At 44.9% G+C, this 24,106-nt stretch carries 22 protein-coding genes and 1 pseudogene; 17 read left to right on the top strand and 6 right to left on the bottom strand.

Translation table 11 applies throughout. The features are described from left to right. Positions 1-1,116: pseudogene (locus LAY41_RS22660) on the bottom strand (hypothetical protein); the annotation flags it as partial. Between the two features lie 332 nt (positions 1,117-1,448). Beyond that, entirely contained in the window at positions 1,449-3,356 is a 1,908-nt protein-coding gene (gene mnmG, locus LAY41_RS22655; RefSeq protein WP_249103212.1) for a tRNA uridine-5-carboxymethylaminomethyl(34) synthesis enzyme MnmG, read from the bottom strand. A gap of 225 nt (positions 3,357-3,581) precedes the next feature. On the opposite strand from mnmG, the gene LAY41_RS22650 reads away from it, so the two are divergent. Further along, complete coding sequence (locus tag LAY41_RS22650) at positions 3,582-4,790, top strand: pentapeptide repeat-containing protein (protein WP_249103161.1); 1,209 nt, start codon at positions 3,582-3,584, stop codon at positions 4,788-4,790. A 68-nt stretch (positions 4,791-4,858) separates the two neighbouring features. Here the strand turns inward: LAY41_RS22650 and LAY41_RS32385 are convergent, their stop codons facing one another. Beyond that, positions 4,859-5,071, bottom strand: a complete 213-nt coding sequence (locus LAY41_RS32385; protein WP_275974342.1) for a type II toxin-antitoxin system HicA family toxin — start codon at positions 5,069-5,071, stop codon at positions 4,859-4,861. A 2-nt stretch (positions 5,072-5,073) separates the two neighbouring features. Next, complete coding sequence (locus tag LAY41_RS22640; protein ID WP_249103158.1) at positions 5,074-5,268, bottom strand: type II toxin-antitoxin system HicB family antitoxin; 195 nt, start codon at positions 5,266-5,268, stop codon at positions 5,074-5,076. A gap of 269 nt (positions 5,269-5,537) precedes the next feature. Between LAY41_RS22640 and LAY41_RS22635 the strand changes: the two genes are divergently transcribed. From LAY41_RS22635 to LAY41_RS22570, 14 genes are all read left to right on the top strand, one after another. Beyond that, positions 5,538-7,169, top strand: coding sequence for a DNA methyltransferase (locus tag LAY41_RS22635; RefSeq protein WP_249103156.1), 1,632 nt, complete (start codon positions 5,538-5,540; stop codon positions 7,167-7,169). 151 nt (positions 7,170-7,320) lie between these two features. Then, positions 7,321-7,764, top strand: coding sequence for a retroviral-like aspartic protease family protein (locus LAY41_RS22630; RefSeq protein ID WP_249103155.1), 444 nt, complete (start codon positions 7,321-7,323; stop codon positions 7,762-7,764). A gap of 113 nt (positions 7,765-7,877) precedes the next feature. Continuing rightward, entirely contained in the window at positions 7,878-8,321 is a 444-nt protein-coding gene (locus tag LAY41_RS22625) for a retroviral-like aspartic protease family protein (protein ID WP_249103210.1), read from the top strand. 180 nt (positions 8,322-8,501) lie between these two features. Then, entirely contained in the window at positions 8,502-8,837 is a 336-nt protein-coding gene (locus LAY41_RS22620; protein ID WP_249103154.1) for a hypothetical protein, read from the top strand. A 303-nt stretch (positions 8,838-9,140) separates the two neighbouring features. Further along, on the top strand, positions 9,141-10,673 hold the full coding sequence (gene psbB, locus LAY41_RS22615; protein WP_249103151.1) for a photosystem II chlorophyll-binding protein CP47: 1,533 nt from the start codon (positions 9,141-9,143) through the stop codon (positions 10,671-10,673). Positions 10,674-10,832: 159 nt separating this feature from the next. Further along, positions 10,833-10,931 (top strand): photosystem II reaction center protein T, encoded by a 99-nt coding sequence (locus LAY41_RS22610; RefSeq protein WP_249103148.1) that lies wholly within the window; start codon positions 10,833-10,835, stop codon positions 10,929-10,931. 176 nt (positions 10,932-11,107) lie between these two features. Then, positions 11,108-11,662 carry a transcriptional regulator NrdR gene (gene nrdR / locus LAY41_RS22605; protein WP_249103145.1) on the top strand — a complete coding sequence of 185 codons (555 nt, stop codon included), beginning with the start codon at positions 11,108-11,110 and terminating at the stop codon, positions 11,660-11,662. A gap of 350 nt (positions 11,663-12,012) precedes the next feature. Then, positions 12,013-13,215 carry a 30S ribosomal protein S1 gene (locus LAY41_RS22600; protein ID WP_249103143.1) on the top strand — a complete coding sequence of 401 codons (1,203 nt, stop codon included), beginning with the start codon at positions 12,013-12,015 and terminating at the stop codon, positions 13,213-13,215. Between the two features lie 78 nt (positions 13,216-13,293). After that, the gene (locus LAY41_RS22595) at positions 13,294-14,031 is read left to right on the top strand and encodes an HAD family hydrolase (RefSeq protein WP_249103140.1); all 738 of its coding nucleotides are present in this window, start codon (positions 13,294-13,296) and stop codon (positions 14,029-14,031) included. A 288-nt stretch (positions 14,032-14,319) separates the two neighbouring features. After that, on the top strand, positions 14,320-14,901 hold the full coding sequence (locus tag LAY41_RS22590; RefSeq protein ID WP_249103138.1) for a Uma2 family endonuclease: 582 nt from the start codon (positions 14,320-14,322) through the stop codon (positions 14,899-14,901). 93 nt (positions 14,902-14,994) lie between these two features. Further along, positions 14,995-16,257: a methionine adenosyltransferase gene (gene metK / locus LAY41_RS22585; protein WP_249103136.1), complete on the top strand. Its 1,263-nt coding sequence runs from the start codon at positions 14,995-14,997 to the stop codon at positions 16,255-16,257. Positions 16,258-16,345: 88 nt separating this feature from the next. Next, positions 16,346-16,729: a YkvA family protein gene (locus LAY41_RS22580; RefSeq protein ID WP_249103134.1), complete on the top strand. Its 384-nt coding sequence runs from the start codon at positions 16,346-16,348 to the stop codon at positions 16,727-16,729. An 87-nt stretch (positions 16,730-16,816) separates the two neighbouring features. Continuing rightward, the gene (locus LAY41_RS22575) at positions 16,817-17,059 is read left to right on the top strand and encodes a type II toxin-antitoxin system HicB family antitoxin (protein ID WP_249103133.1); all 243 of its coding nucleotides are present in this window, start codon (positions 16,817-16,819) and stop codon (positions 17,057-17,059) included. Beyond that, positions 17,059-17,277, top strand: a complete 219-nt coding sequence (locus tag LAY41_RS22570) for a type II toxin-antitoxin system HicA family toxin (protein WP_249103130.1) — start codon at positions 17,059-17,061, stop codon at positions 17,275-17,277. Before LAY41_RS22575 ends, LAY41_RS22570 begins: the two co-directional genes overlap by 1 nt. A gap of 125 nt (positions 17,278-17,402) precedes the next feature. On the opposite strand, the gene LAY41_RS22565 is transcribed toward LAY41_RS22570, so the two are convergent. After that, the gene (locus tag LAY41_RS22565) at positions 17,403-18,017 is read right to left on the bottom strand and encodes a CAAD domain-containing protein (protein ID WP_249103127.1); all 615 of its coding nucleotides are present in this window, start codon (positions 18,015-18,017) and stop codon (positions 17,403-17,405) included. A 238-nt stretch (positions 18,018-18,255) separates the two neighbouring features. After that, positions 18,256-19,374 carry an EAL domain-containing protein gene (locus LAY41_RS22560; protein WP_249103125.1) on the bottom strand — a complete coding sequence of 373 codons (1,119 nt, stop codon included), beginning with the start codon at positions 19,372-19,374 and terminating at the stop codon, positions 18,256-18,258. 660 nt (positions 19,375-20,034) lie between these two features. Between LAY41_RS22560 and LAY41_RS22555 the strand changes: the two genes are divergently transcribed. Together LAY41_RS22555 and LAY41_RS22550 are read left to right on the top strand one after the other, a co-directional pair. Next, entirely contained in the window at positions 20,035-22,071 is a 2,037-nt protein-coding gene (locus LAY41_RS22555) for a GAF domain-containing sensor histidine kinase (protein ID WP_249103124.1), read from the top strand. Between the two features lie 205 nt (positions 22,072-22,276). After that, positions 22,277-24,067, top strand: coding sequence for a sensor histidine kinase (locus LAY41_RS22550; RefSeq protein ID WP_249103122.1), 1,791 nt, complete (start codon positions 22,277-22,279; stop codon positions 24,065-24,067). The last annotated feature ends 39 nt before the right edge of the window (positions 24,068-24,106 follow it).

The raw sequence follows: 24,106 nt of genomic DNA, 5'->3' as shown, positions 1-24,106 counted from the left end.
TGTTGTAGTTGCTGTAGGAGATGAAGTTGGGCGAGTTGTTGTAGTTGCTGTAGGAGATGAAGTTGGGCGAGTTGTTGTAGTTGCTGTAGGAGATGAAGTTGGGCGAGTTGTTGCCGCGACTCTTGGAGTTGCTGTGGGAGTACGACGTAAAGTTGCCGCTGTTGTGGGAGTAGCTTTGACTGTAGCGCGAACAGTTGCGGTAGCTCTAGGAGATGCGATCGGAATTGAACGCAAAGCGGCGACGACTGTAGGACTAGCCTTGGCTGTTGGGCGCGAAGTTGGACGTGCTTTGGGAGTTGCTGTAGCAGTTGGACGTGCGGCGGCGACTGTGGTAGTAGCTTTGTTAGTTGGGCGAACACTCGCCGCAACTGTGGGAGTAGCTTTTTTGATAGCTGGGCGAACAGTCGCCCCAACTGTGGGAGCGGGTTTTACTGCGGGTGGGGCAGGGGGATTGACGTAAACTATCTGGGGTCGTGGATAGACAGGTATGTAGACTCGCTCTAGGACGGTTGATGGGCGGCTTTGAGGTAGATTTCCGGGAATGGGAACGGGCAATAGGGCGTTAGCCGGTGGTGGTGGCGGAACAGCTGCAACTTGTTGGTTGTTTTCGGTTTCTTGCTCAATTAAGTCGAGCGATCGCTGCATATAATCAATAAACTGGCCGTCTGCCTCCGATACGGATTTTTGCGCTGACGGTGCAGAGGCTGCGTTAATCCCAAACAGCTTATTAAGTCTGCCTTGACCGGCCAGCCATAAGAGTAGTGTAATTGCCAAGGAGGCTATAGCAGCCCCTAACAGCAGTTTATTAAGTGAGTTGCCTCGATCGTCCTGCTTTTGGGCTTTGTCAGCATCGCTGGTATCTGATGCTTCAACCTGACGCGCCGCCATCCCCTGTGACATCACGATTGGCGGAATCGACATTTGCTGCAACGAGACGTATTCCGGTTCGGCGGTGTGAGTGGGGGGTTCGCCGCCAGTTTCCAGCATTCGGTCAACGTCTGAGAATACGTCATCCATTAAGCGATCGGCAGAGTTTCCCATTGCCCAAGGCTGGGTGGGGGTTTCTGCTTCCGAGGGCTTCAAGGCAATCCGGTTGGTATTCAGGTCGTCAGACATAGATGGCTCGCTTAATCGCTGCTGAAGCTAACTATAACGTTTGATGGTCGCTTTTGACGCTAAAGACCCGTTTGAAATTTTTATAAGGGACTGAACAAATAAAAAATATCCTACAACTTCTTGTGGGATGGGCTTCTCACACTTAAATTTTGCCCCCCCGACCCCCCAAAGAAAGGGGGGAGAAAAGTCCTGTTTCCCCAGATTTGGGGGAAGAAAAGTCCTGTTCCCCCCAAACTTGGGGGGTTAGGGGGGCGTACTTTATTTTTTTGTCAGTCCCTAAAGAATCGCACCGTTACGAAGACAGCTAACGCACCCTACGAATTAACTACGAATTAATGAGCTTCGCCAACAACTGCTAGTTGACGAGTGCGGAGTTCTAGATAAATCAGCAAGGCGTTAACATCAGCTGGATTAACGCCGCCAATTCTTGCTGCTTGTCCAATTGTCAGCGGTTTCACTTTGGCAAGCTTTTCGCGAGACTCTTTGGAAAGTGTCTCAATCGCGGCATAATCTAAGTCTGGCGGCAGTTTGCGATGTTCGTGACGGGCAATTTGGTCAATTTGATGTTGTTGTCGTTGTAGATATCCAGAATATTTGATATCTATCTCTGCGCCTTCTTTTTCTGCTGGAGAGAGGTCGGGATTGCTTAATGCGTATCTGTCTAGGTCAATATAATGGAATCCCGGACGACGCAACAAGTCGGCGGTGGTAATTGAACCTTTGATGAGTTGCTGGGTATCGGATGCGATCGCTTTCCCAATTTCATCATGCTCTTTTACCCGTGTCGCCTGCAACCGTTCTTTCTCTGCTGCAATATTCGCTTGCTTGGCGCTAAACAAGTCCCAGCGACGGTCATCGATTAAGCCGATTTCCCGACCGAGAGGCGTCAGGCGTCGATCGGCATTGTCCGATCGCAATAATAAACGATATTCCGATCGCGAAGTTAGCATCCGATAAGGTTCCCGCAAATCCTTTGTACACAAGTCATCCATCAGCGTACCGATGTAACTCTCCTCGCGCTTGAAAACAATTTGTGTTGAATTAGACACAAATCTTGCTGCATTAATCCCAGCTACAAGACCTTGCGCTGCTGCTTCTTCGTATCCGGTAGTACCATTAATTTGTCCAGCGCAGAACAAACCCTCTACTTTCTTAGTCATCAGTGTCGGAAAACACTGAGTTGCGGGTAAATAATCATACTCGACCGCGTAAGCCGGACGCAGCATGGCGCAATTTTCCAAACCGGGAAGACTCCGCAACATCTGCAATTGCAAACTTTCCGGCAACCCAGTCGAGAAACCTTGGATATACAATTCTGGAATATCCCGACCTTCGGGTTCGATAAAGATTTGGTGACTTTCCTTATCGGCAAAACGAACAATTTTATCTTCTATGCTGGGACAATAACGCGGCCCTTTGGCATCTACCCAACCGCCGTATACTGGGGACAAGTGGAGATTTTCTCTAATTAGACGATGAGTTTCTGTTGTGGTGCGGGTGATATGACAAGGCATTTGTTCCCGTTCTACCCAGAGTTCTGGGTCAAAACTGAACCAGCGCACCTCTTCATCTCCCGGTTGCGGTTCCATTTTACTGTAATCGACGGAACGTTTATCAACTCTGGCTGGAGTTCCCGTTTTCAGGCGTCCGGTTTCAAATCCCAGGCGATTGAGAGTTTCCGTCAATTCAACAGCGGCAAATTCTCCGGCGCGTCCGGCTGCCATCGATTTGTTTCCCACCCAAATCTTACCACCCAGGAATGTGCCGGTGGTGAGAATTACTGCTTTGCACTGGAATGCGACACCGAAGTATGTTTCAACACCGATGATTTCCTCATTTTTACCGAGTACTAAGTCTGTCACCATGCCTTCGCGGACTGTCAAATTATCCTGATTTTCGACAATCTTTTTCATCACCGCCGCGTATTCCCGCTTATCAGTCTGGGCTCTTAATGCCCAAACTGCTGGCCCTCTGGAGGAGTTTAGCACACGCTTTTGCAGATAAGTGCGATCGGCCATTTTGCCAATTTCGCCGCCGAGTGCATCTACTTCGTGTGTTAATTGTGACTTAGCTGGGCCGCCAACTGCCGGGTTGCAGGGTTGCCAAGCGATTTTATCCAGATTTAGGGTTAGCAGCAGAGTACGACAACCGAGTCGTGCGGTAGCAAGTGCGGCTTCGCAGCCGGAGTGACCTGCACCGACAACGATAACATCAAAGGCGTCTAGGAATTGTACAGACATGGGTGCGATCGGGTATGCGTACAGCAGCAAGGACTCAAGCCTTATTTTAGCGTTTGCAATGGATGCGAAGGTATTGCCTCGCGAACATATTTATATATGCGATCGCCATTTCAAACAGTTTATTTATGTAACAAAAATTTACACGCTGAATAATTAGCTTTACGACAGATCGAGACAGATTTTTGGGATAATTTCGTTAGGTGTGATTTTTCCCAAAAAATATATATGGATGCTGCTGAACTGATCGGTCGTTATGCCGCCGGAGAAAGAGATTTTCCTAAAGCTGACTTGAGAGAAGCTGACTTACAAAATGCCAATCTAGAAGGTATTAATCTGAAAGAGGCTAACTTAGTGGATGCTAACCTTTCATGTGCTAACTTGAGTAATGCTAATTTATATTACGCCAATCTTTTACGTATAAATTTGAGCAAAGCTAACTTGGAAGGTGCAAACCTTTATCATGCTAACTTAGACGATGCAGACCTCTCACGTATCAAGCTGAGAGATGCCAACCTAAGTCATGCCAATTTACGTGCTACTGACTTATCTTTTGCTTTCTTAACTTATGCAAATCTAAGTAGTGCTAATTTGAGAGATGCTAATTTGAATGGAGCAAGTTTGCGAGGTGCAAATATCTATTCTGCTTCCATAAATCATGCTGATTTAAATAATGTAGATTTCAGTGGCGCTGATTTACGTTCTGCATGGTTGAATGATTCTAATTTAACGGATGCTAATCTGAGTCGTGCCAATTTAGAAAAGGCTAACTTAAACGGTGCTGACTTAACTAATGTCGATTTTATTCGCGCCAATTTAGTTAGCACTAGCTTGAATAAGGCAAACTTAACTAATGCTAACCTGAGTAGTGCTATTGTCAGAGATAGTTCCTTAAAAGATGCTAATTTGACTAATGTTCAAATTGATGAAAAAACCAAACTCGATCCTGCGTTACGCGAAACAATTTTAAGTAGTGCTAGCTTATCTACAGGTAACCTAACTGAAACAGAGAGTAGCGAAGCTGAGATTAGCGAACAAAATTCTTTAGAAATTGCCAAAGTTAGTAATCAAGGTATTAATGCTCCATATCAATGGAATAATCTTTATTTCCGATCGAAAACAGAGATAAAAATTGCACAGGCGCTCGATCGTGCTGGTGTTTTATTCTATCCTAACTGCAAAGCTCGTCTTAACAGCAGTACGGGTAGGGAAAATCGCGAAAGCGACTTTTTAGTTTTTTGGGAAGGTAAGTGGGGTATTCTAGAAATTGATGGAGAACCTTGGCATCCACCATCTCGCACGGTACAGGATCACGAACGCGATCGCCTCTTCAAAATTCACGGCATCCGCATTGTTGAACATTATGACGCTACTCGCTCCTGGAATGACGCTGATGTAGTAGTGCAAGAGTTTTTGGAAATATTAAAGCAAGCCTAAATAGGAGTAGAATCAGGGTATTATCTCATAAAGTCTACACATAATGAGCGATCGCCCTTTCCCTTCTATTACAATAACTGTTGAAATTCCTCAATAGTTAGTCCAGCATCTCTGATAATTCCACCCATTGTATAAGCATTAATGGGATTAGCTCTAGGAATGGTGATAATGTGTTCATCATTAGTCATAATAATATGTTTCCCCTGGCGTATAACGCGGAAGCCAGCTTTTTCAAATGCGTTAACGGCTCTTAAGTGATTAATACCTGGAAGTTTTGGCATAATTATCCTACTTCCACATAACGAGATTCTGCATCTTTAGTTAATTCTTCAACCGCTTCGAGATATGCTTGAATAGCATCTTTGATATTTTCTAAAGCTTCTGACTCTGTTTCTCCCTGCGACCAACATCCAGGTAAAGCAGGACACCAGACAGCGTATCCTTCATCTGATTTTTTTAAATTGACTTTATATCGCATATCTAAATTCTCACTTTCGATTTTTGCCAAAACCTATTGCTGCTTCCACTTACTCTGGGAGTATGCTACGCGCACCCACTTATGCAGATAGACCTTCTGTGCGTTTAGAAGCACTTAGCCATACCTCCCCGTGCAGTTCGGGATAAGTAGTCATACAAGGAAATTATATATTATAATTATCAAATTTGTCAATGGTCATGTTTCAAAATGAGCAACAACGACTTATAATTAATATTACCGTTTAGAATTGCAGTTAATCAGGTAAGCAAATGGTCAATCAACTATTTTACGGTGATAACCTCGACGTTTTGCGTAAGCATATCAAAGATGAATCGGTAGATTTATGTTATATCGATCCGCCTTTTAACTCTAAACGCAATTATAACCAAATTTATAATAACATCGGTAAGGAAGATAGAGCTACAGCGCAGGCTTTTATCGATACTTGGACTTGGGATGACTTTGCGAATCGAGGTTTAGCTGAAATTCTGGAAAACTATCAAGGTAAATTTACATCTCAAAGCATCGATCTAATTGCCGGTTTAACCAAGGTATTGGGTAAAGGGAGTTTACTTGCATATCTGGTGAGTATGACTCTGCGAATAAGTGAAATTTATCGAGTTTTGAAATCGACAGGTAGTTTTTATTTCCATTGCGATCCTACAGCTAGTCATTATTTAAAATTGGTTATAGATGCAATTTTTTGTCCTCGCGGTGGAGATTTTAAAAATGAAATTGTTTGGAAGCGAACAACTGCTCATAACGATTCAACACGATACGGAAACAATATAGATATTATATTTTTTTATACTAAATCTTTAAATTATATTTGGAACCAGCAATACAAACCACATGATGAAGCTTATCATCAAAGGTTTAGAAATAAAGATGATGACGGGAGAGCTTGGACTGACGATAACCTAACAGCAAAAGGCTTATCAGGTGGTGGATATGAATATGAATATAAAGGGGTAAAATCGCTGTGGCGAGTTCCAATAGAAACGATGATAAACTTAGATGATGAGCAGAAATTACATTTTACTAAAAAAGGAGGTATTCGCCTAAAGCGATATTTGGAAGATATCAAAGGAGTAGCTTTACAATGTCTTTGGGAAGATATACCGCCGATTAATTCTCAAGCTAGAGAAAGATTGGGTTATCCTACTCAAAAACCGGAAGCACTGTTAGAAAGAATTATCAAAGCTAGTAGCAATGAAGGAGATATAGTTTTAGATGCTTACTGCGGTTGTGGTACTACGGTTGCAGTTTCTCAACGTCTTAAACGTGAATGGATAGGAATTGATATTACATATCAAAGTATCAGTTTAATTTTAAAACGTCTAGAGGATAGTTTTGGTAAAGGTGTACTTGATGGAATTAAATTAAATGGAATCCCCAAAGATATGGAATCTGCGATCGCACTAGCAAATAAAAAGGACGATCGCACGCGCAAAGAGTTTGAGAAATGGGCAGTTTTAACTTATAGTAATAATCGGGCGATCGTTAATCAGAAAAAAGGTGCAGATCGGGGAATTGATGGAATTGCTTATTTTCAAAGTGAAAAAGATGAACCAGAAAAAATTATCCTGCAAGTTAAATCAGGGAAAGTGAAATCAGGCGATATTCGGGATTTGCAAGGTACGATGACTCTGGAACAAGCACGGCTTGGCATTTTTATCACTTTGGAAGAACCAAAGAAGGATATGATAAAAACTGCCAAAGCTGCTGGAATATATCAAAATAAATTTATGAGTCAAAGTTGCGATCGCATTCAAATTGTGACCATTCAGGAAATATTAGAATTAAATAAACGTCTGGATATTCGATTGACTTTGGAGGTACTGAAATCGGCTGAAAAACAAATGGAAGTAAAGGCGATTCAGATGGAACTGGACATTTAAAGATAATTACAAAAACACCGATTTTAAATTATCTGCTAAATTTTGGGAGAATGCGATCGCACCATCTCGTAAAATTATACTAGAGCGATCGCATTCTCCCAATCCGACAAAAACCTGTCATATTTAAGGTATAGTGACTCAGAATAATATCATGTTATCCACCACCACCGAATCAATGGGCAGAATTACCACAACCATAGTCATCACGAACCGTGTCGATCAAGCTCTAGCAACAAGGGGTTTTATTCCTCTAGAGGAAGTACGCTCCATTACTTTGAACGATGTTCTAGTCGATACAGGCGCGACAACTTTATGCTTACCTCCAGAAGCGATCGCTCAACTAGGTTTAGAACTACTAAAAGAAGTAGATGTTGAGACAGCAACTGGAATTGGTAAAGCTCGCATCTTTCGAGATGCAACTATTTCTTTATGCGGACGCGAAGGAACTTTTGAATGTCTGGAACTTCCAGGCGGTAGGGCATCATTATTAGGAGTTATCCCGCTGGAAGCATTAGGAATTGAATTGGATTTGCAGAATCAAAGATTAATTGTTTTGCCGATAAGTCCTACACAAACTTATTTGACGATTCTTTGAGTTGAAACGGTCGGGCGATCGCACCATCTCGTAAAATTATCTAAAAGCGATCGCATTCTCCCAATCCGACAAAAAACTGTCATATTTAAGATCTAGTGACTCAGAGTAATATCATGTTATCCACCACCACCGAATCAATGGGCAAAATTACCACAACTTTAGTCATCACGAATCGTGCAGATCAAGTTCTGACAGCACGGGGTTTTATTCCTCCACAGGAAGTACGCTCCATTACTTTGAACGATGTTTTAGTCGATACAGGCGCGACAACTTTATGCTTACCTCCAGAAGCTATAGCTCAACTAGGTTTAGAACTACTAAAAGAAGTCGATGTTGAGACAGCAACCGGAATTGGTAAAGCTCGCATATTTCAGGATGCAAAAGTTTCTCTTCTCGGACGTGAAGGAACTTTTGAATGTCTAGAACTTCCAGGCGGTAGGTCAGCATTATTGGGAGTTATCCCGCTGGAAGCATTAGGAATTGAACTGGATTTGCAGAATCAAAGATTAATTGTTTTACCGATTAGTCCAACACAGACCTATCTGACGATTCTTTGAGTTGAAATAATGGGGCGAGCGTCTGGGTTTTCAGATTGAGGATTCTGTTATATAATCCACAATTGGGAGCGGCTATGAGGGCGTCAAAACCCGCTGCGGGCTGCACAAAAACTCAAGAGGCGGCTCAATTGTTGCCCAAACAGGTCATAATTTGACAAACACAGTTGCAAAAAGAAGCCTGTGAAATATTTTTTTCTTTCTGATGGATGGTCTTTTGGCAGAGTATGGGCGTCTGATGGCCTATGGAACGAAACGGCTTGGCGACGCCGACCGAATATTGAGCGAATGAGTATTTGCCTGGTAGAGAACAATGAAAAGTTATGGCTCTATCGGGTAGAAGACGCTATCTTAACCGTAGAAGTGAAGCCACTAGCGACTGCCGAAGTTGGCCCAGCCGCCCAAGCGATCGGTCAAGTAGTGCTAAAGCGGCTGATCACAGCCGAACAAGTGCTGGAAAGAATGGCAGCGGGTCAGGCTATGTGCCAACTGAATGATATCGAAGCTATAGTTTTTTGACTCACTCCCGAATTCAATTCGGGCGATTCTTGGTTCATAGACCCACCTTAGAAAGAAAAGCGGGGCTTAACAAGGCCGTTGAGCCGATCGCTGGGATGAATTTGCCAGTTTAACCTGCTTGCAATGGGCAGCGACAAGGTTTACACTTCTTTAAACGCTCTCATTTTCCTAAAGGCATTGTTAAACTGCTCAAGTGTCTTAAATATTTAGACATTAAGCGGACAGCCTCAGGATCTAGAACCTTAAGAAACGGCATAAAAGTTCGCTGAATTATACATCACTTATCGAGGAGGATCGTAGTCAATGGGACTACCCTGGTACCGAGTACACACAGTCGTTCTGAACGATCCGGGCCGATTGATTTCTGTACACCTAATGCACACTGCCCTCGTAGCAGGGTGGGCCGGTTCTATGGCCCTGTACGAACTAGCAATTTTTGACCCCAGCGATCCAGTCCTGAACCCCATGTGGCGTCAGGGGATGTTTGTGATGCCATTCATGGCACGCTTAGGCGTCACCCAATCCTGGGGTGGTTGGAGCATCACTGGCGAACAGGCAACCAACCCCGGCGTCTGGAGCTTTGAAGGCGTTGCCGCCACTCACATCATCCTTTCCGGTCTGCTGTTCCTAGCTGCCGTGTGGCACTGGGTTTACTGGGATTTGGAACTCTTCAGAGACCCTCGCACTGGCGAACCAGCTCTCGACCTGCCAAAAATGTTTGGCATTCATTTGTTCTTGTCCGGTCTTCTTTGCTTTGGCTTCGGTGCCTTTCACCTATCGGGACTTTTTGGCCCCGGTATGTGGGTTTCCGATCCTTACGGTTTAACTGGCCACCTCCAAGCCGTTGCACCAGCGTGGGGGCCGGAAGGTTTTAACCCCTACAACCCAGGTGGCATCGTTGCTCACCACATTGCTGCTGGTGTTGTCGGTATTATTGCCGGTTTGTTCCATTTAACTGTTAGACCTCCAGAGCGGCTTTATAGAGGGCTGCGGATGGGGAACATCGAAACAGTACTTTCCAGCAGTATTGCCGCTGTATTCTTCGCTGCCTTCGTCGTTGCCGGTACTATGTGGTACGGCACTGCCGCCACGCCGATCGAACTGTTTGGCCCGACCCGCTACCAGTGGGATAAAGGCTACTTCAAACAAGAGATCCAAGCGCGTGTGCAAGCAAGTGTGGCGGAAGGTGCCAGCCTGTCAGAAGCTTACTCGGCTATTCCTGAAAAGCTGGCTTTCTATGACTACGTTGGCAACAGCCCTGCCAAAGGCGGTCTGTTCCGCGTCGGTCCGATGAACAAGGGAGATGGCATTGCCCAAACATGGCTGGGCCACCCAGTATTCAAAGATGCTGAAGGACGGGAATTGACAGTCCGTCGGATGCCCAACTTCTTTGAAACCTTCCCGGTGATCTTGACCGACAGCGATGGGATAATTCGTGCTGATATCCCATTCCGTCGCGCTGAATCTAAGTACAGCTTTGAGCAAGTTGGCCTCAGCGTAACCCTTTACGGTGGCGAATTGGATGGTCAAACCTTTGATGACTCATCGAGGGTGAAGCAGTTTGCTCGTAAGGCCCAACTCGGTGAGCCGTTTGAGTTCGATCGGGAAACCCTCAACTCTGACGGGGTGTTCCGCACCAGTACCCGTGGTTGGTTTACCTTCGGACACGCTGTATTTGCACTGCTGTTCTTCTTCGGTCACATCTGGCATGGGTCTCGTACCCTCTTCCGCGATGTGTTTGCAGGTGTAGATCCTGAACTTTCTGAAGAACAAGTCGAATGGGGCTTCTTCCAGAAAGTGGGTGACAAGAGTACCCGTAGAACGGAATCTGTGTAAACCAAATAATGATTGGGGACCAGGAGAGTTCTGAGTTAAGAATTTTGAGTTTTGAGTTAAATTTTATAATTCAAAACTCATTCCTTATTGCTCAAAACTATTTCTAGCCCCAATCCTTTGGTAGACTAATAAGCGACTGAATAGTCAGGAAGTTTTGATATGGAAAGCATTGCTTACATTTTGATTTTCACTCTTGCCCTGGGCGTCCTCTTCTTTGCGATCGCATTCCGCGAACCCCCCCGCATTGAGAAGAAGTAGTCAGCCGATCCCATCTTCCCAGCTGTAAAAGCAACTGTTTAACAACAGAAGCCGCTGCTACTCATCTGGCGATATCGCCATCAGCCAGATCTAAAGTAACAGCTGGCTTTCGCTTTTTTAGCTTGCTGGAGCATCTGCCCTAGCATAACGGTCAACAAATTAAAGGAGTTGACAAAATGCGCTGTCCTTTCTGCCACTACCCAGATAATCGCGTCCTTGAGTCCCGCTCCGCAGAAGCAGGACAAAGTATCCGGCGACGAAGAGAATGTTTGAGGTGCAAACGTCGCTTCACGACTTACGAGCAAATAGAGTTTGTTCCCATTACGGCGATTAAGCGGGACGGTCGCAAGGAATCTTTTGACCGTTCTAAATTGCTGCGCGGTATCGTTCGTGCTTGCCAAAAAACGGGGATTCCCCAAACCCAACTCGAAGCTCTCGTTGATGAAGTTGAATCAGAACTCCAGCAGCGAGAGGTGCGAGAGGTGACAAGCAGTGAAATTGGCGAGATGGTTCTCGGTAAACTGCAATCTCTCAGTGAAGTCGCTTATGTGCGCTTTGCCTCTGTCTACCGCCAATTCCAAAGCATTAAAGATTTTGTGGATACTTTAAACCATTTAAGTACAAGCAGTTCAAGTGCTTCTGTAGTCAGCGCGGCTTCTCTGGGTACAGAAACGCACTTATCTGAGGCTTTGTCACCAGAAGCCTCTGTTTCTTTTGTGAGGTCTTTGTGACATTTAGAACTTTGGCTTTGAAATACCCTTGCCAAAATTACTATAGTATGCTATTGGGATGTTGAGCGAGCTACAACAGTTAAAGGTACAGGAATCCAAACGCGATCGCTCCCCTTGTTGGTGGTCATCACAAAACCCGGCCACCCGCGACCAGCTAACAACACCAGTAGAAACTATATCCACAGGATGTACTTAAGTTAAAATAATTAATCTAGACTAAATCGCCCAGCTGTCCAACGGCTGGCGATCCGGTTTGGAGACTTGTAGGTGTAGGCTGCACATTACCAAAGTGCGTATACATCGACAGTAGGAGCAACTTTTACAAACATAATTACCAGGAAACGATTCGCATGGTCAATCTGAAAACAACAGCTACAGCAGAAATTGGTTTCACTCACGAGGACTTTGCCGCTTTACTCGATAAGTATGATTATCACTTTAATCCCGGTGATATTGTAGCTGGTACGGTATTCAGTATAGAGCCGAGGGGCGCTCTGATTGACATTGGTGCTAAAACAGCGGCATACATCCCGATTCAGGAAATGTCAATTAACCGGGTTGACGCTCCAGAAGAGGTGCTGCAATCAAACGAGACTCGTGAATTTTTCATCCTCACAGATGAAAATGAAGATGGACAACTAACGCTTTCCATCCGACGGATTGAGTATATGCGGGCTTGGGAGCGAGTGCGTCAGCTGCAAGCAGAAGATGCTACAGTGCGATCGGGCGTATTTGCCACCAATCGCGGCGGCGCTTTAGTAAGAATTGAAGGCTTGCGCGGCTTTATTCCCGGTTCTCACATCAGCACCCGCAAACCTAAAGAAGAATTAGTGGGAGAGGAACTACCCCTGAAGTTCTTGGAAGTAGACGAAGACCGCAATCGTTTGGTGCTGAGCCACCGACGAGCGCTGGTAGAGCGCAAGATGAACCGCCTAGAAGTCGGCGAAGTGGTAATTGGTTCGGTACGAGGAATCAAACCCTACGGTGCCTTCATCGATATTGGAGGCGTCAGCGGTTTGCTGCACATTTCTGAGATTTCCCACGAGCATATCGATACACCCCACAGCGTGTTCAATGTCAATGATGAAATCAAGGTTATGATCATTGACTTAGACGCTGAAAGAGGTCGAATTTCACTTTCAACCAAGCAGCTAGAGCCAGATCCGGGTGACATGATCAGAAACCGCGATCGCGTCTACGATATGGCGGAAGAAATGGCGGTTAAGTATCGCGAACAATTGAAAGCCAAACAGCAAGGTAACGCTCCTGCGCGTATGGAAATTCCAGTTGCTGAACCAGCTGCCGAATCAGCTGATTCAGCAGCTGCCGAATCAGTTGCTGAACCAGTTGCTGAACCAATCGCCGAATCAGTTGCTGAACCAATCGCCGAACCAGTTGCTGAACCAATCGCCGAATCAGTTGCTGAACCAATCGCCGAATCAGTTGCTGAACCAATCGCCGAATCAGTTGCTGAACCAGTTGCTGAACCAATCGCCGAATCAGTTGCTGAACCAGTTGCTGAAGAAGAAATCGTACCTGCGACTGAAAAGTAACTATTGAGTTACTTGATGGAAAAAAGAGGGAAGCTCCCTCTTTTTTTGTTTGCGTGTAATTAAGAGGAGTTGAAACTTTTGGTAACTATCCGTTGTCGGGAAGTAACTTTCCCAAATATCCAGGCAGTAATTTTTGACAAAGATGGCACACTAGAGAATTCTGAAGAGTATTTGCGAAACCTGGGACAAAAGCGAGTCCGTGCGATCGATGCCCAAATTCCAGGAGTAGGCGATCCCTTGTTGATGGCTTTTGGCATTGATGGGGATAAGCTCGATCCCACCGGGTTAATGGCTGTTGGGAGTCGCCGCGATTCGGAAATTGCCGCCGCCGCTTATATTGCCGAAACTGGACGCGGGTGGTTGGAGTCGTTAGCTCTAGCTCGTCGCGCCTTTGAAGAAGCAGACCAAGTATTGAAAAATGCTACTCCTTCCCCTCTATTTGTCGGCAGTCTGGAAGTATTGCAATTTCTATCAGCAGCAGGATTGAAATTGGGGATTCTCTCAGCTGCTAACACATCACAAGTGCAGAAATTTGTCAAGCGTCATCAACTAAATAATTATATTCAGTTAGAAATGGGAGTGGATGAAGGGCCTAGCAAACCAGACCCGGCTTTATTTTTGCAAGCTTGTGAGAGATTGGGAGTAGAACCGAGTGCTACTTTGATGGTGGGAGATTCGGCGGGTGATATTGAGATGGCGCGTCGTGCTGGTGCGGCGGGTTGTATTGGCATTTGCTGGGGAAAAGCAGAAGCGGCGCATTTGGAAGCAGCAGATGTTGCGATCGGACAATTAGACGAAATGCAAATTATCGCCTAATTTGAGATAAGTAGGTGGGCATAATTAAACGTAAAACTCCAAGCCCTTAGAAACCCGGTTTCTTGGAGAAACCGGGTTTCTGGGAGTTCAGTTTATTTACGCCCACCTACTTAGTATCTTGGCCAGATTGGCGATCGCCTTAAATCCTCCTTCATAAGGGGGACTTTCAAGATTAGATTACTTGACCGTGTTAAGAAATATATAATTAACCAAGAAGTAGGCGATCGCCCTAGCGCTGGTATAATTATCAATAACATTGGCTCAGTTTACAATAGTTTAGGACAAGCTATGATGGCAAATCTAAACTATCAATACATATCTCCAGAAGAGTACTTAGAAGCAGAGATGCTAAGTGCCATCAAGCATGAGTATCGTCAAGGACAAGTTTATGCGATCGCAGGAGCAAGTGATGCTCATGTCCTGATTACGGGAAACTTGTTAACCTTACTGAGAAACCATGTTCGGGGTAAGGGATGCCTTGTTTATGTGACAGATATGAAAGCTCAAATCGACAAGGCAAATACCTTTTACTATCCTGATATTATGGTGACTTGTGACGAACGGGATAGAACTGAGGAATACTTCAAGCGCTACCCATGCTTGATTATAGAGGTACTCTCTCGCACAACAGAAGCCTTTGACCGAGGCGATAAATTTGCGGACTACCGAAAATTAGACACCCTGCAAGAATACGTGCTAATTAGCTCAGATAAAGTTCGCGTAGATTGCTTCCGCCGCAATTCCGAGGGACGCTGGGTACTCTACCCCTATACCGCCGGAGAAGAAGTTCACCTGGCTAGCCTAGATTTTCGCACGGCGATCGCAAATCTGTATGAAGATGTGTCATTCGGAAGTAAAATTTCTGCCTAAAGGTAGAAATCTTGTTATGATGGCTGGTTACAGTGGCTCAACTTAGCCCAAACACCCAGTCTTCCAAAACCTTCATCTCAGGAGGAGATTCCATTGTCTCGTCGCTACCTGTTTAGTTCCGAATCGGTTACCGAAGGTCATCCAGATAAAATCTGCGATCAAATTTCCGACACTATTCTAGATGCACTACTCACCCAAGACCCCTATAGCCGCGTAGCCGCAGAAGTTGTCGTCAACACAGGCTTAGTGCTGATTACCGGCGAAATTACCACCAAAGCCCAAGTTAACTACGTTAATATAGCCAGGAACAAAATAGCTGAAATTGGCTACACCGACGCCGACAATGGCTTCTCGGCCAACAGTTGTGCAGTTCTGGTTGCCTTAGACGAACAATCTCCCGATATTGCCCAAGGGGTTAATGCGGCGGCTGAGACTCGCGAGATGTCCAGCGATGAGGCATTTGACGCCGTTGGGGCTGGCGATCAGGGTTTGATGTTTGGTTTCGCCTGCAACGAAACCCCAGAACTGATGCCATTGCCGATCAGTTTAGCTCACCGAATTTGCCGCAGATTGGCAGCGGTAAGAAAAACAGGCGATTTGCCTTATCTGCGCCCGGATGGCAAAAGTCAAGTTACGATCGCCTACGAAGACGGCAAACCCGTTGGCATCGATACCATCCTCATTTCCACTCAGCATAATGCCACCATTGGTGATATCACAGACCCAGCCGCCGTTCAAGCCAAAATTAAAGAAGACCTTTGGACAGCGGTGGTAGAACCAGTTTTTGCAGACATTGATGTCAAGCCTGATGCACAAACTCGCTTTCTTGTCAACCCAACCGGCAAATTCGTTATTGGTGGCCCACAAGGAGATTCTGGCCTCACCGGACGGAAAATCATTGTGGATACCTATGGGGGCTACTCCCGTCACGGCGGCGGTGCCTTTTCCGGCAAAGACCCCACGAAAGTAGACCGTTCGGCTGCCTATGCTTGTCGTTATGCGGCTAAAAATATTGTGGCTGCGGGTCTGGCAGAAAAGTGCGAAGTTCAGCTAAGTTATGCGATCGGTGTCGCTCGACCTGTCAGCATCATGGTAGAAACCTTTGGTACTGGCAAGGTAGACGACGATCTATTGCTGGATTTAGTCAAAGAGCATTTTGAACTGCGTCCGGCAGGTATTATCGAGGCTTTTAAATTGCGTCATCTTCCAGCCGATCGCGGCGGTCGTTTCTATCAGAATGTAGCCGCTTACGGTCACATGGGACGCACAGATATAGACGTGCCTTGGGAGCAAACAGATAAGGCAGCTTTGTTAAAAGAAGCAGTAGCTGCTAAAGCTGCGCCTGCCCTCTCTTAGATATAGGCACAACTTCCTTTCTTGGCGGTGTAGGGTGGCATTGCCCACCTTACACTTTTTCATCTTCTTAATAAAGAAAAGCTCAATAATGCAAACGTGGAAACAAAAGGCGAGGCAACTTAAAAAAGAAACTTACGCTATTTATCTAGCTTGTAAAGATCCTAGAGTTCCTTGGTATGCAAGATTTTTGGCTGCTGGTGTAGTTGCCTATGCCTTCAGTCCCATTGATTTGATTCCAGATTTTATTCCCGTTATCGGTTATTTAGACGATCTGATCTTAGTACCGCTGGGAATTTGGCTGGTATTGAAGATGATTCCCCCTGCTGTTTTAGCCGAGTGTCGCGAAAAAGCTCAAGAGGCTATGGGTGAGGGGAAACCGACAAATTGGATAGCTGCTGGTGCGATCGTACTGATCTGGTTTCTTTTGGGTATTTTGGCTCTTGTTTGGATCGGACAAATTTTGAAACGATGAATGCTACTCAGTCGCCGGTCGTAATTTAGTTAATAATGTAGTGGCAGTAATTGTTACAGTTGATTTAGAGCCGTCGGGGATAGGAAAATGTTGACGAATTATATTCAAGCGGCGATGTACAAGGCAAGGTATAAGTTACTTGGAGATGGTACTTTCTTCGGTGAAATAGCGGGATTGTATGGACTTTACGCTAATGCTCCGACGTTAGAAGCTTGCCGAGAAGAGTTGCAAGAGTCTTTGGAAGAATGGATTGTATTGGGGTTGCAATTAGGTCATCAGCTACCAGTAGTAGATGGCATCGAGCTTTCCTTTAAAAAGGAGGTTGCCTGATGCCTCCCTTTGGGCCCCTTCAGCGCAGAGATTTAATTTATTACCTTAAACAGCTAGGCTTTGATGGCCCCTATTCAGGCAAAAAACATCAATTTTTGACCAAAGAAGGACGGCGGTTAATACTGCCTAATCCTCATGAGGGTGACATCAGTAAAGACTTGCTTGCAGAGATTTTGCGTCAGGCACAAGTCAGCAGAGATGAGTGGGAATTATTATGAATTACCCTCACCCACAGGCAAGACGGAAAGGCTCGGATGCGCGATCGGGCCAGCTACACAACACTGACGCGATCGCACATAGACCCAATTTTACCGCTCAGCCGTAAAGCCGAAATTCTACGCTCTTAGTTCCCAGATTTACCTTTACCCAAAACGTACTCTCTAACGCTCTTAATTAGCTCAGATAGTTCTTCGCGGTTCTTAACGCCTAGTAAATAGCGGTAAACAAACCAAGCAGTATATCCTAAGCCAATTAGCTGCAAACTCGGCCCTACGAACGGAATATCATCAACAGCATCCAGCAAACCCGACAGCAGTTTGACAGCGACAAAAGCTGACAGAATCAAACCAACGCTAGTCAGGGGTTGCTTGTATTTCTCAAAAAAGTCACCCAGAAAACCAGTTGGAACATTCAGAAAGCTGTTGACTCGCTGCAATACCTGCTGCCATTGGTAGTCAGAAACTCCTACAACTGGTTCGAGAGGTTCGGGTTCTTCTATTTTGGCCTCTACTTTTAGCTGTTCGGGAACAGGTGTTACAACTGTCTCTGTGCGATCGGCTGGGGCATCGGCGACTTTAACCTCTAGTTTGGAAACTTCTGTTGGGGAAATTGTCACAGTTGGAGATTCCTGAGAGGATAAGCTAGGAGGTTCGGGAGTCACAGATGGGGCGGCAGTTGCGTTTTCCTCTGCTTTCGGCGCTTCGGCGTTTGAGTTGTCACTCGGAAGTTGGTCTTGCATATAAGGTTCTGAAAATGGCAACTTAGAGTAATGGCTACAGTTTACGTCTAAGCGCCTCTTTTGGTTTTCATTCGATAAAAGATTTAATTTTACAGCTAAGGAGAGCTACAGGCTAATCCTACGGATATAGCTTTGGGGGGATGTCAAGTTTTGATTAGTACTTCAACGCGACGGCTCTTTTCCCTACCAGTGGGATTATCGGAGCCGTCAGGATTATTATTAGGAGCAATTGGTTGGCCTATACCGATACAAACATAGCTTCGCTCCCAAGGGAAGGAGTAGTTTTTACTGGTGGCGTAATCGGTTTGGCAATCAAAAAACCTTGTGCGAAGTTTGCCCCTCGCGAGCGCACCCATTCGAGTTCCTCTGGAGATTCAATGCCTTCAGCAATAGTTTTAATATCCAGCTTATGAGCAATTTCCAATAACTTTTCCGTAATTAACGCTTTGTACGGATCTTTATGTACATTCTGAATCAGCTGCCTATCCAACTTAATAAAGTCAGGACTTAGCTCGTGAATTAGATTCAAATTAGAATAACCTGTCCCAAAATCATCAAGTGCAATTAGAAACCCAGCCTCCTGGTAAAACTTCATAATCTTGATGAGATGATTGATATCTGGCGGCTGCTCAGACTCCATAACTTCAAAAACCACATTACTGTGAGGAATCCCTGCTTCGCTAATCGCACGCACCGTCATGCGTAGGCAGGTATTTGGGTCATAGACTGCGGTGGGAGAGAAATTGATAAAAATCCGCTCTTCGATACCGTGCCTGCTTGCCTCGCGGATTGCGATCTGTCGCGCCAAGGCATCTACTTGAAATATCATACCTGCATCCTGAGCGTTCGTAAAGATACGACCCGGACTAATCAAGTTACCCCGGTCATCAAATCCACGCAGCAAAGCCTCTTGTCCAAAGATTCGGGAAGTATCATCAGCATACACGATCGGCTGAAAATGACAGGTAAGACGCTCTTGTGCCAATATATCTAGCAACCACTCACATTTGCTGAGGCTGATGAAGCTGTTTAGTGAGGTGACGCGAGAGAAATGCCGGAATAGCGGTTCTGCCTCAAGAGCCATCCACAAAACTTGCGTTTCTTTCAACTCTTTACTGGTGAGTCTGGCTGTTATTATGGTAATGAAACCTTCAAGATTATTTGCTTCGAGAAGAATTTTTAAACATTGTTCATCTTCAAGAAGTAGGTAATCAAGCTCAGCTTTACCCAAGGCTGAAATAAGCTTGTTAAGCGTATGTACCACCGGAAACCAGATGTAGAGTGTTCCCTTGCCCTCGATTTTGCTAGGTAGGGTTTCGCAACGAGTGCATCCTAAACCTTTATCAATCTTATTCATGAGTATTTTTATATTTAATTTAGCTGGATTCGAGTTTGACCTTTTAGCGGGTGAGTCACATCTATCTTTAGAAGTAGAAAGTTTTTTTGTATAGCAGGAAACTATGAATACTACTAAGTAGCTGGGCGTAAATAGAACACCCAGAAACCCGGTTTCTCCAAGAAACCGGGTTTCTAAGGGCGCGGCAGTTTTAGGTTTAATTATGCCCACCTACTTAATCAATCTTATTCGCTTTAGTAACTTAGGATACAATTTAATATTTGGTTAAAAACTTTGCAGTTTGCGTGCAGCCTAATTCCCTCTAGCCAAGATTAACAATTGAGGATTGCTAAGATCTCTACCGAATTCATAGTTAAGCGCACACCGTCCAAAGTAGTAAGTACTTCTGATTAATAAATCAACCAATAGATAGAGCAAAATGGCCGTAAAAATACGGTATCTAAGTTATTGTAGGTATTTTTTAGGAGGACTAATATAAAGTTATGGTGAAAAAATATCGTTGGTTATAAAACATTGTTAATGAATGCTATAATGTTTTAAACATCCCAGTTATAGATAGAACTAAAATGACTTAAATGCTCGTAACTTTAGTTCTGCATTTAATTAAATTACCTTTCATAAGCTGATTTTAAAGAACATTAATTAGCCTTAAAAGAATCAATGGTTCGAGTCAGTACAACTTCTTCGGCAAGCCAGCCAAGCAAATCCATGACCGCCCAACACTTGACAATTACCACTTCTGGGTGCAATCAGATATCACAAGAACAGAAAATTACTGAGAAATCTTCAAAACAAGCCGCCTTGTGGCAGAGTCAGAAGAAATCTCGGCATCTGTTAGTTAACATACCGGGACTCAGTTATCAGTTCTTGCTCCGTAAAGACGGTTCCCTCAGTTTCCTCTTCCTGAATCCTACTTTTCAGGAATTTTTTGAGGTAGAATCCCCAGAGATGGAAATGGATACTGAATCCCTCATTTCTATGATTCATCCAGATGACCGGGAAGACTTCTTCAACTCTATCGCCGAAGCTGCCGGAATGTTGCAATCGTGGAGATGGGTAGGGCGTTTCATCTTACCCTCAAAACAAATAAAATGGATTCAGTGGGATGCTCAGCCTTCGTTACAGGCGAACGGAAATATTTTCTGGAATGGGTTGCTGGTAGATGTAACAAGTCACCAAAACTTGAATGCAGAAGTGGAACGGCTTTCCTTTTTGCTTGGTTTAACTGAGCGTTTACAAAGCTCCAGCGACTTAAGAGAAATTGCCGAGTTTGCGCTCAGTTACCTTGTTAGTGCGACAAACTGTGCTTTTGGGGATGTTAAGGTGATTAACGGCAGTGATGAAACGTCTCAAGCTTCTACTCTCACCAATTACATCTCTGCCGAATTTGTGGCAGCCTATGGTGAAACTGCCGTTGCTGAAATGGAGACAGCTTTGCAAAGAGGCATACCCAAAGGTCAAGGAGTTTTATGGCAAGTGGTAGAAACTGGTCAACCGGCGTTAATTAAAGATTATGCGAATCATCCCAATGCCGTATCAGCATTGCGTCATCCGGCAATAGGTCAGATTTGTATTTTTCCGATTCCAGCCACAGATGGTACGGTGATAGGTGTACTGACTTTGGAATCGCGTAATTTTCACCGAATTGAAGACGCTCTCCAACAGGACTTACTCCTAGCTGCCTGTCGTATTCTGGGAGTTCGCATCGAACGGGCAAAGGATCGAGAGCGTCTGCAAAGAGCGAATGCAGTGTTGCAGTCAACTTCTCAACAATTGAGGCAGCAAACATGGCAGTTGGAGCAAACGTTGCACGAACTGCAACAAGCTCAAATCCAACTTGTTCAAAGTGAAAAGATGTCTGGCTTGGGGCAGTTAGTTGCTGGTGTTGCTCATGAGATTAACAACCCGGTCAGTTTCATTCACGGCAATCTCAGTTATGCCGATCGATATTTCCAAGATTTGCTAAGTCTGCTGCAACTATACCAGCAGCATTATCCCCAGCCGGAGCCTGAGATTCAATCGGCAATAGAAGAAATTGACCTGGATTTTTTAAGTACAGATTTGCCTAAGTTAATGTGTTCTATGAAAGTAGGATCGGAGCGCATTCGCGATATTGTTTGCTCCCTGCGTAATTTCTGTCGTATAGATCAGGCGGAAATAAAGCCTGTAGATATTCATGAAGGCATCAATAATACTTTGATGATTCTAAACAATCGGCTAAGGGCACAGCCAGATCGTCGAGAGATTAAGGTGATCGAAGAATATGGCAATCTGCCACTTGTGGAGTGTTATCCTGGAAAGCTCAATCAGGTGTTTATGAACATTATTGCTAATGCTATTGATGCTTTGGAAGAGGTAGAGGGGCAGAGGAGTAGGGAGTCAGGGGAGGAGGCAAGGGGGTCAGAATTACCTATTCCCAATTACGCATCGCCGACGCTTCGGATTTGCACTCAAATAAAGGGTTCGCACGTTGAAATTCGGATTGCAGATAATGGTTATGGCATACCAGAGTCGTTGCAGTCACGTATTTTTGACCCTTTCTTCACAACGAAACCTGTCGGTAAGGGGACGGGGTTAGGGCTGTCGATTTCGCACCAAATCGTCACCGAACAGCACGGGGGTTTATTGAAGTGTCTTTCTGCGGCTGGGCAGGGAACAGAGTTTGCGATCGAGATTCCGTTGGTACAGGCGAAGTAACCAGCACTGTGGGCTTCACGAGCAGGTTCGAGTTTAATTGCTCTAATCACCCCGTAGGGGGATTCACAGTCAAGGCATAATAATAAAATATTAATCTTTAGGTGCTGTGAATAGCTAACGCTTGGGGTTAGATTTTAATTAGCACTTGATGTGATTTTATTGGCTAGGGTGACGCATCGCACCGATAGGGGGAGGGTATAAGTTTATGCTGGCGCAACCTCAAGAGCTAACCGCTTCTGACGGCAGTGCGGATAGAAAAAAAAATTTAATTTCTCATCCCTCTATAGAGTTACCAACTCTTGAATTTCCTTCAACTTGGAAATCGAAAGTCGGTGGCTGGCGCATCCGTCAAAAAATTGGTTACGGGTATTTCGTGGCAATTGGCATTGCTTTTTTTGGCTCATGTACTGGACTGGTAATTGCGGACTATTACCAGGGACAAGGAGTAGAGCAACTAGCTGATGCTCACGTGCAATCGCAACTTTTGAGCGATTTCAAGGAGGCGGTAGTAACGGCGCAATTGCAGGCTTCGCGGATAGCTTATGTAATGGAAGATTCGGGACGGCTGCAAACAGAAAAAGCGCGTTTTCACGACAGTATTGCTAAGGCTAAGAAGTTGCGCCTTGAGATTGAACGATATATAGAAAGCAAACCCGCGTGGTTAGCAGCAAATCCCACTACTTTCAAAACTTTGTTGCAAGCTTATGCGGCTAATTTAGAATCCTACGCACAAACTACTGAGTCAATTTTGCAGCGAATCGATTTATTACAATTGAGACCGGAGGCGCTTAAGTCAGCACAGCAGCAGCTACAAACGATCGTTGTTGGAAAGGAAGCGACGAGCTTGGAGCTACTCGGCGGGAAATTGACCAACATCCTTCAAACCGCTCACAATCAAGAGCGGCAAGGGGAAGTGGCGATGGAGGATGCACAGGGACTGGAGAAACAAATTATTATTTTGAGTATGTTGCTGTCGGTGACGATCGCTTCAATTGTGGCCTTGCGTAGAAGTCGTGCGATCGCTAAGCCTGTCGTAAGTTTAACTCAGGTAGCCGAGCAAGTAGCGAGGGAGTCTAATTTCGATTTGCGGGTTCCTGTCACAACGGAAGATGAAATTGGGTCATTAGCTACATCTCTCAATCATCTCATCCAGCGAGTATCCGAGCGTACCAAAGAACTGGAACAAGCTAAAGAATTAGCTGAAGCTTCTAGCAATGCTAAGAGCCAGTTTGTGGCGAATATGAGCCACGAACTGCGTACACCGTTAAATGCCATCATTGGTTTGAGTCAACTTCTCCAAGAGGACGCCCAAGATCTAAATGTAGGGGAGGAGGAATTTATCGACGACCTCCAGACAATCAACGCTTCTGGCAAACATCTGTTGGCACTGATCAACGACATCCTCGACTTATCAAAGATTGAAGCGGGTAAAATGACTTTCTACCCGGAGACATTTGATATCACCGCACTAATTAATAACGTTGTCACTATAGCGAAGCCATTGGTGCATAAGAATGTAAACGTTTTAGAGGTGAATTGCGACGAACAGCTTGGTACCATTTATGCCGATCGAACTAAAGTGCAGCAGATATTATTCAATCTGCTGAGCAACGCTGCCAAGTTTACTACACACGGTAAAGTGACGTTGGCGGTTACCCGCGAGTCAAACGATTTGGCAATAGAGAATACAAAAGAAGACGACAAAGAGAATTCTTCTTTCTTGTTTTATAATCCAAAATCCAAAATCCAAACTCCAAAATTGTCGGAGTGCATTTGTTTTCGCGTTCAAGACACAGGCATTGGCATATCCTACGAGCAACAGCAGCAGTTGTTTCAACCATTTACGCAAGGGGATGCTTCGACTACTAAAAAGTATGGCGGTACGGGACTGGGGTTGGCAATTAGCCGCCATTTCTGCGAGATGATGGGCGGTGAAATTTTTGTAGCGAGTAAGGTTGGACAGGGGTGTACTTTTACTGTCCGCCTACCAGTTTGAGTTTTGAGGAATGAGTTATATCATGTCCGGTAGCATCGA

It is taken from the genome of Argonema galeatum A003/A1, assembly GCF_023333595.1.
In the GTDB taxonomy this organism is placed as follows: Bacteria; Cyanobacteriota; Cyanobacteriia; order Cyanobacteriales; family Aerosakkonemataceae; genus Argonema; species Argonema galeatum.
The sequence above is the reverse complement of the archived record's forward strand: the minus strand, read 5'-3'. Positions and strand labels throughout refer to the sequence as shown.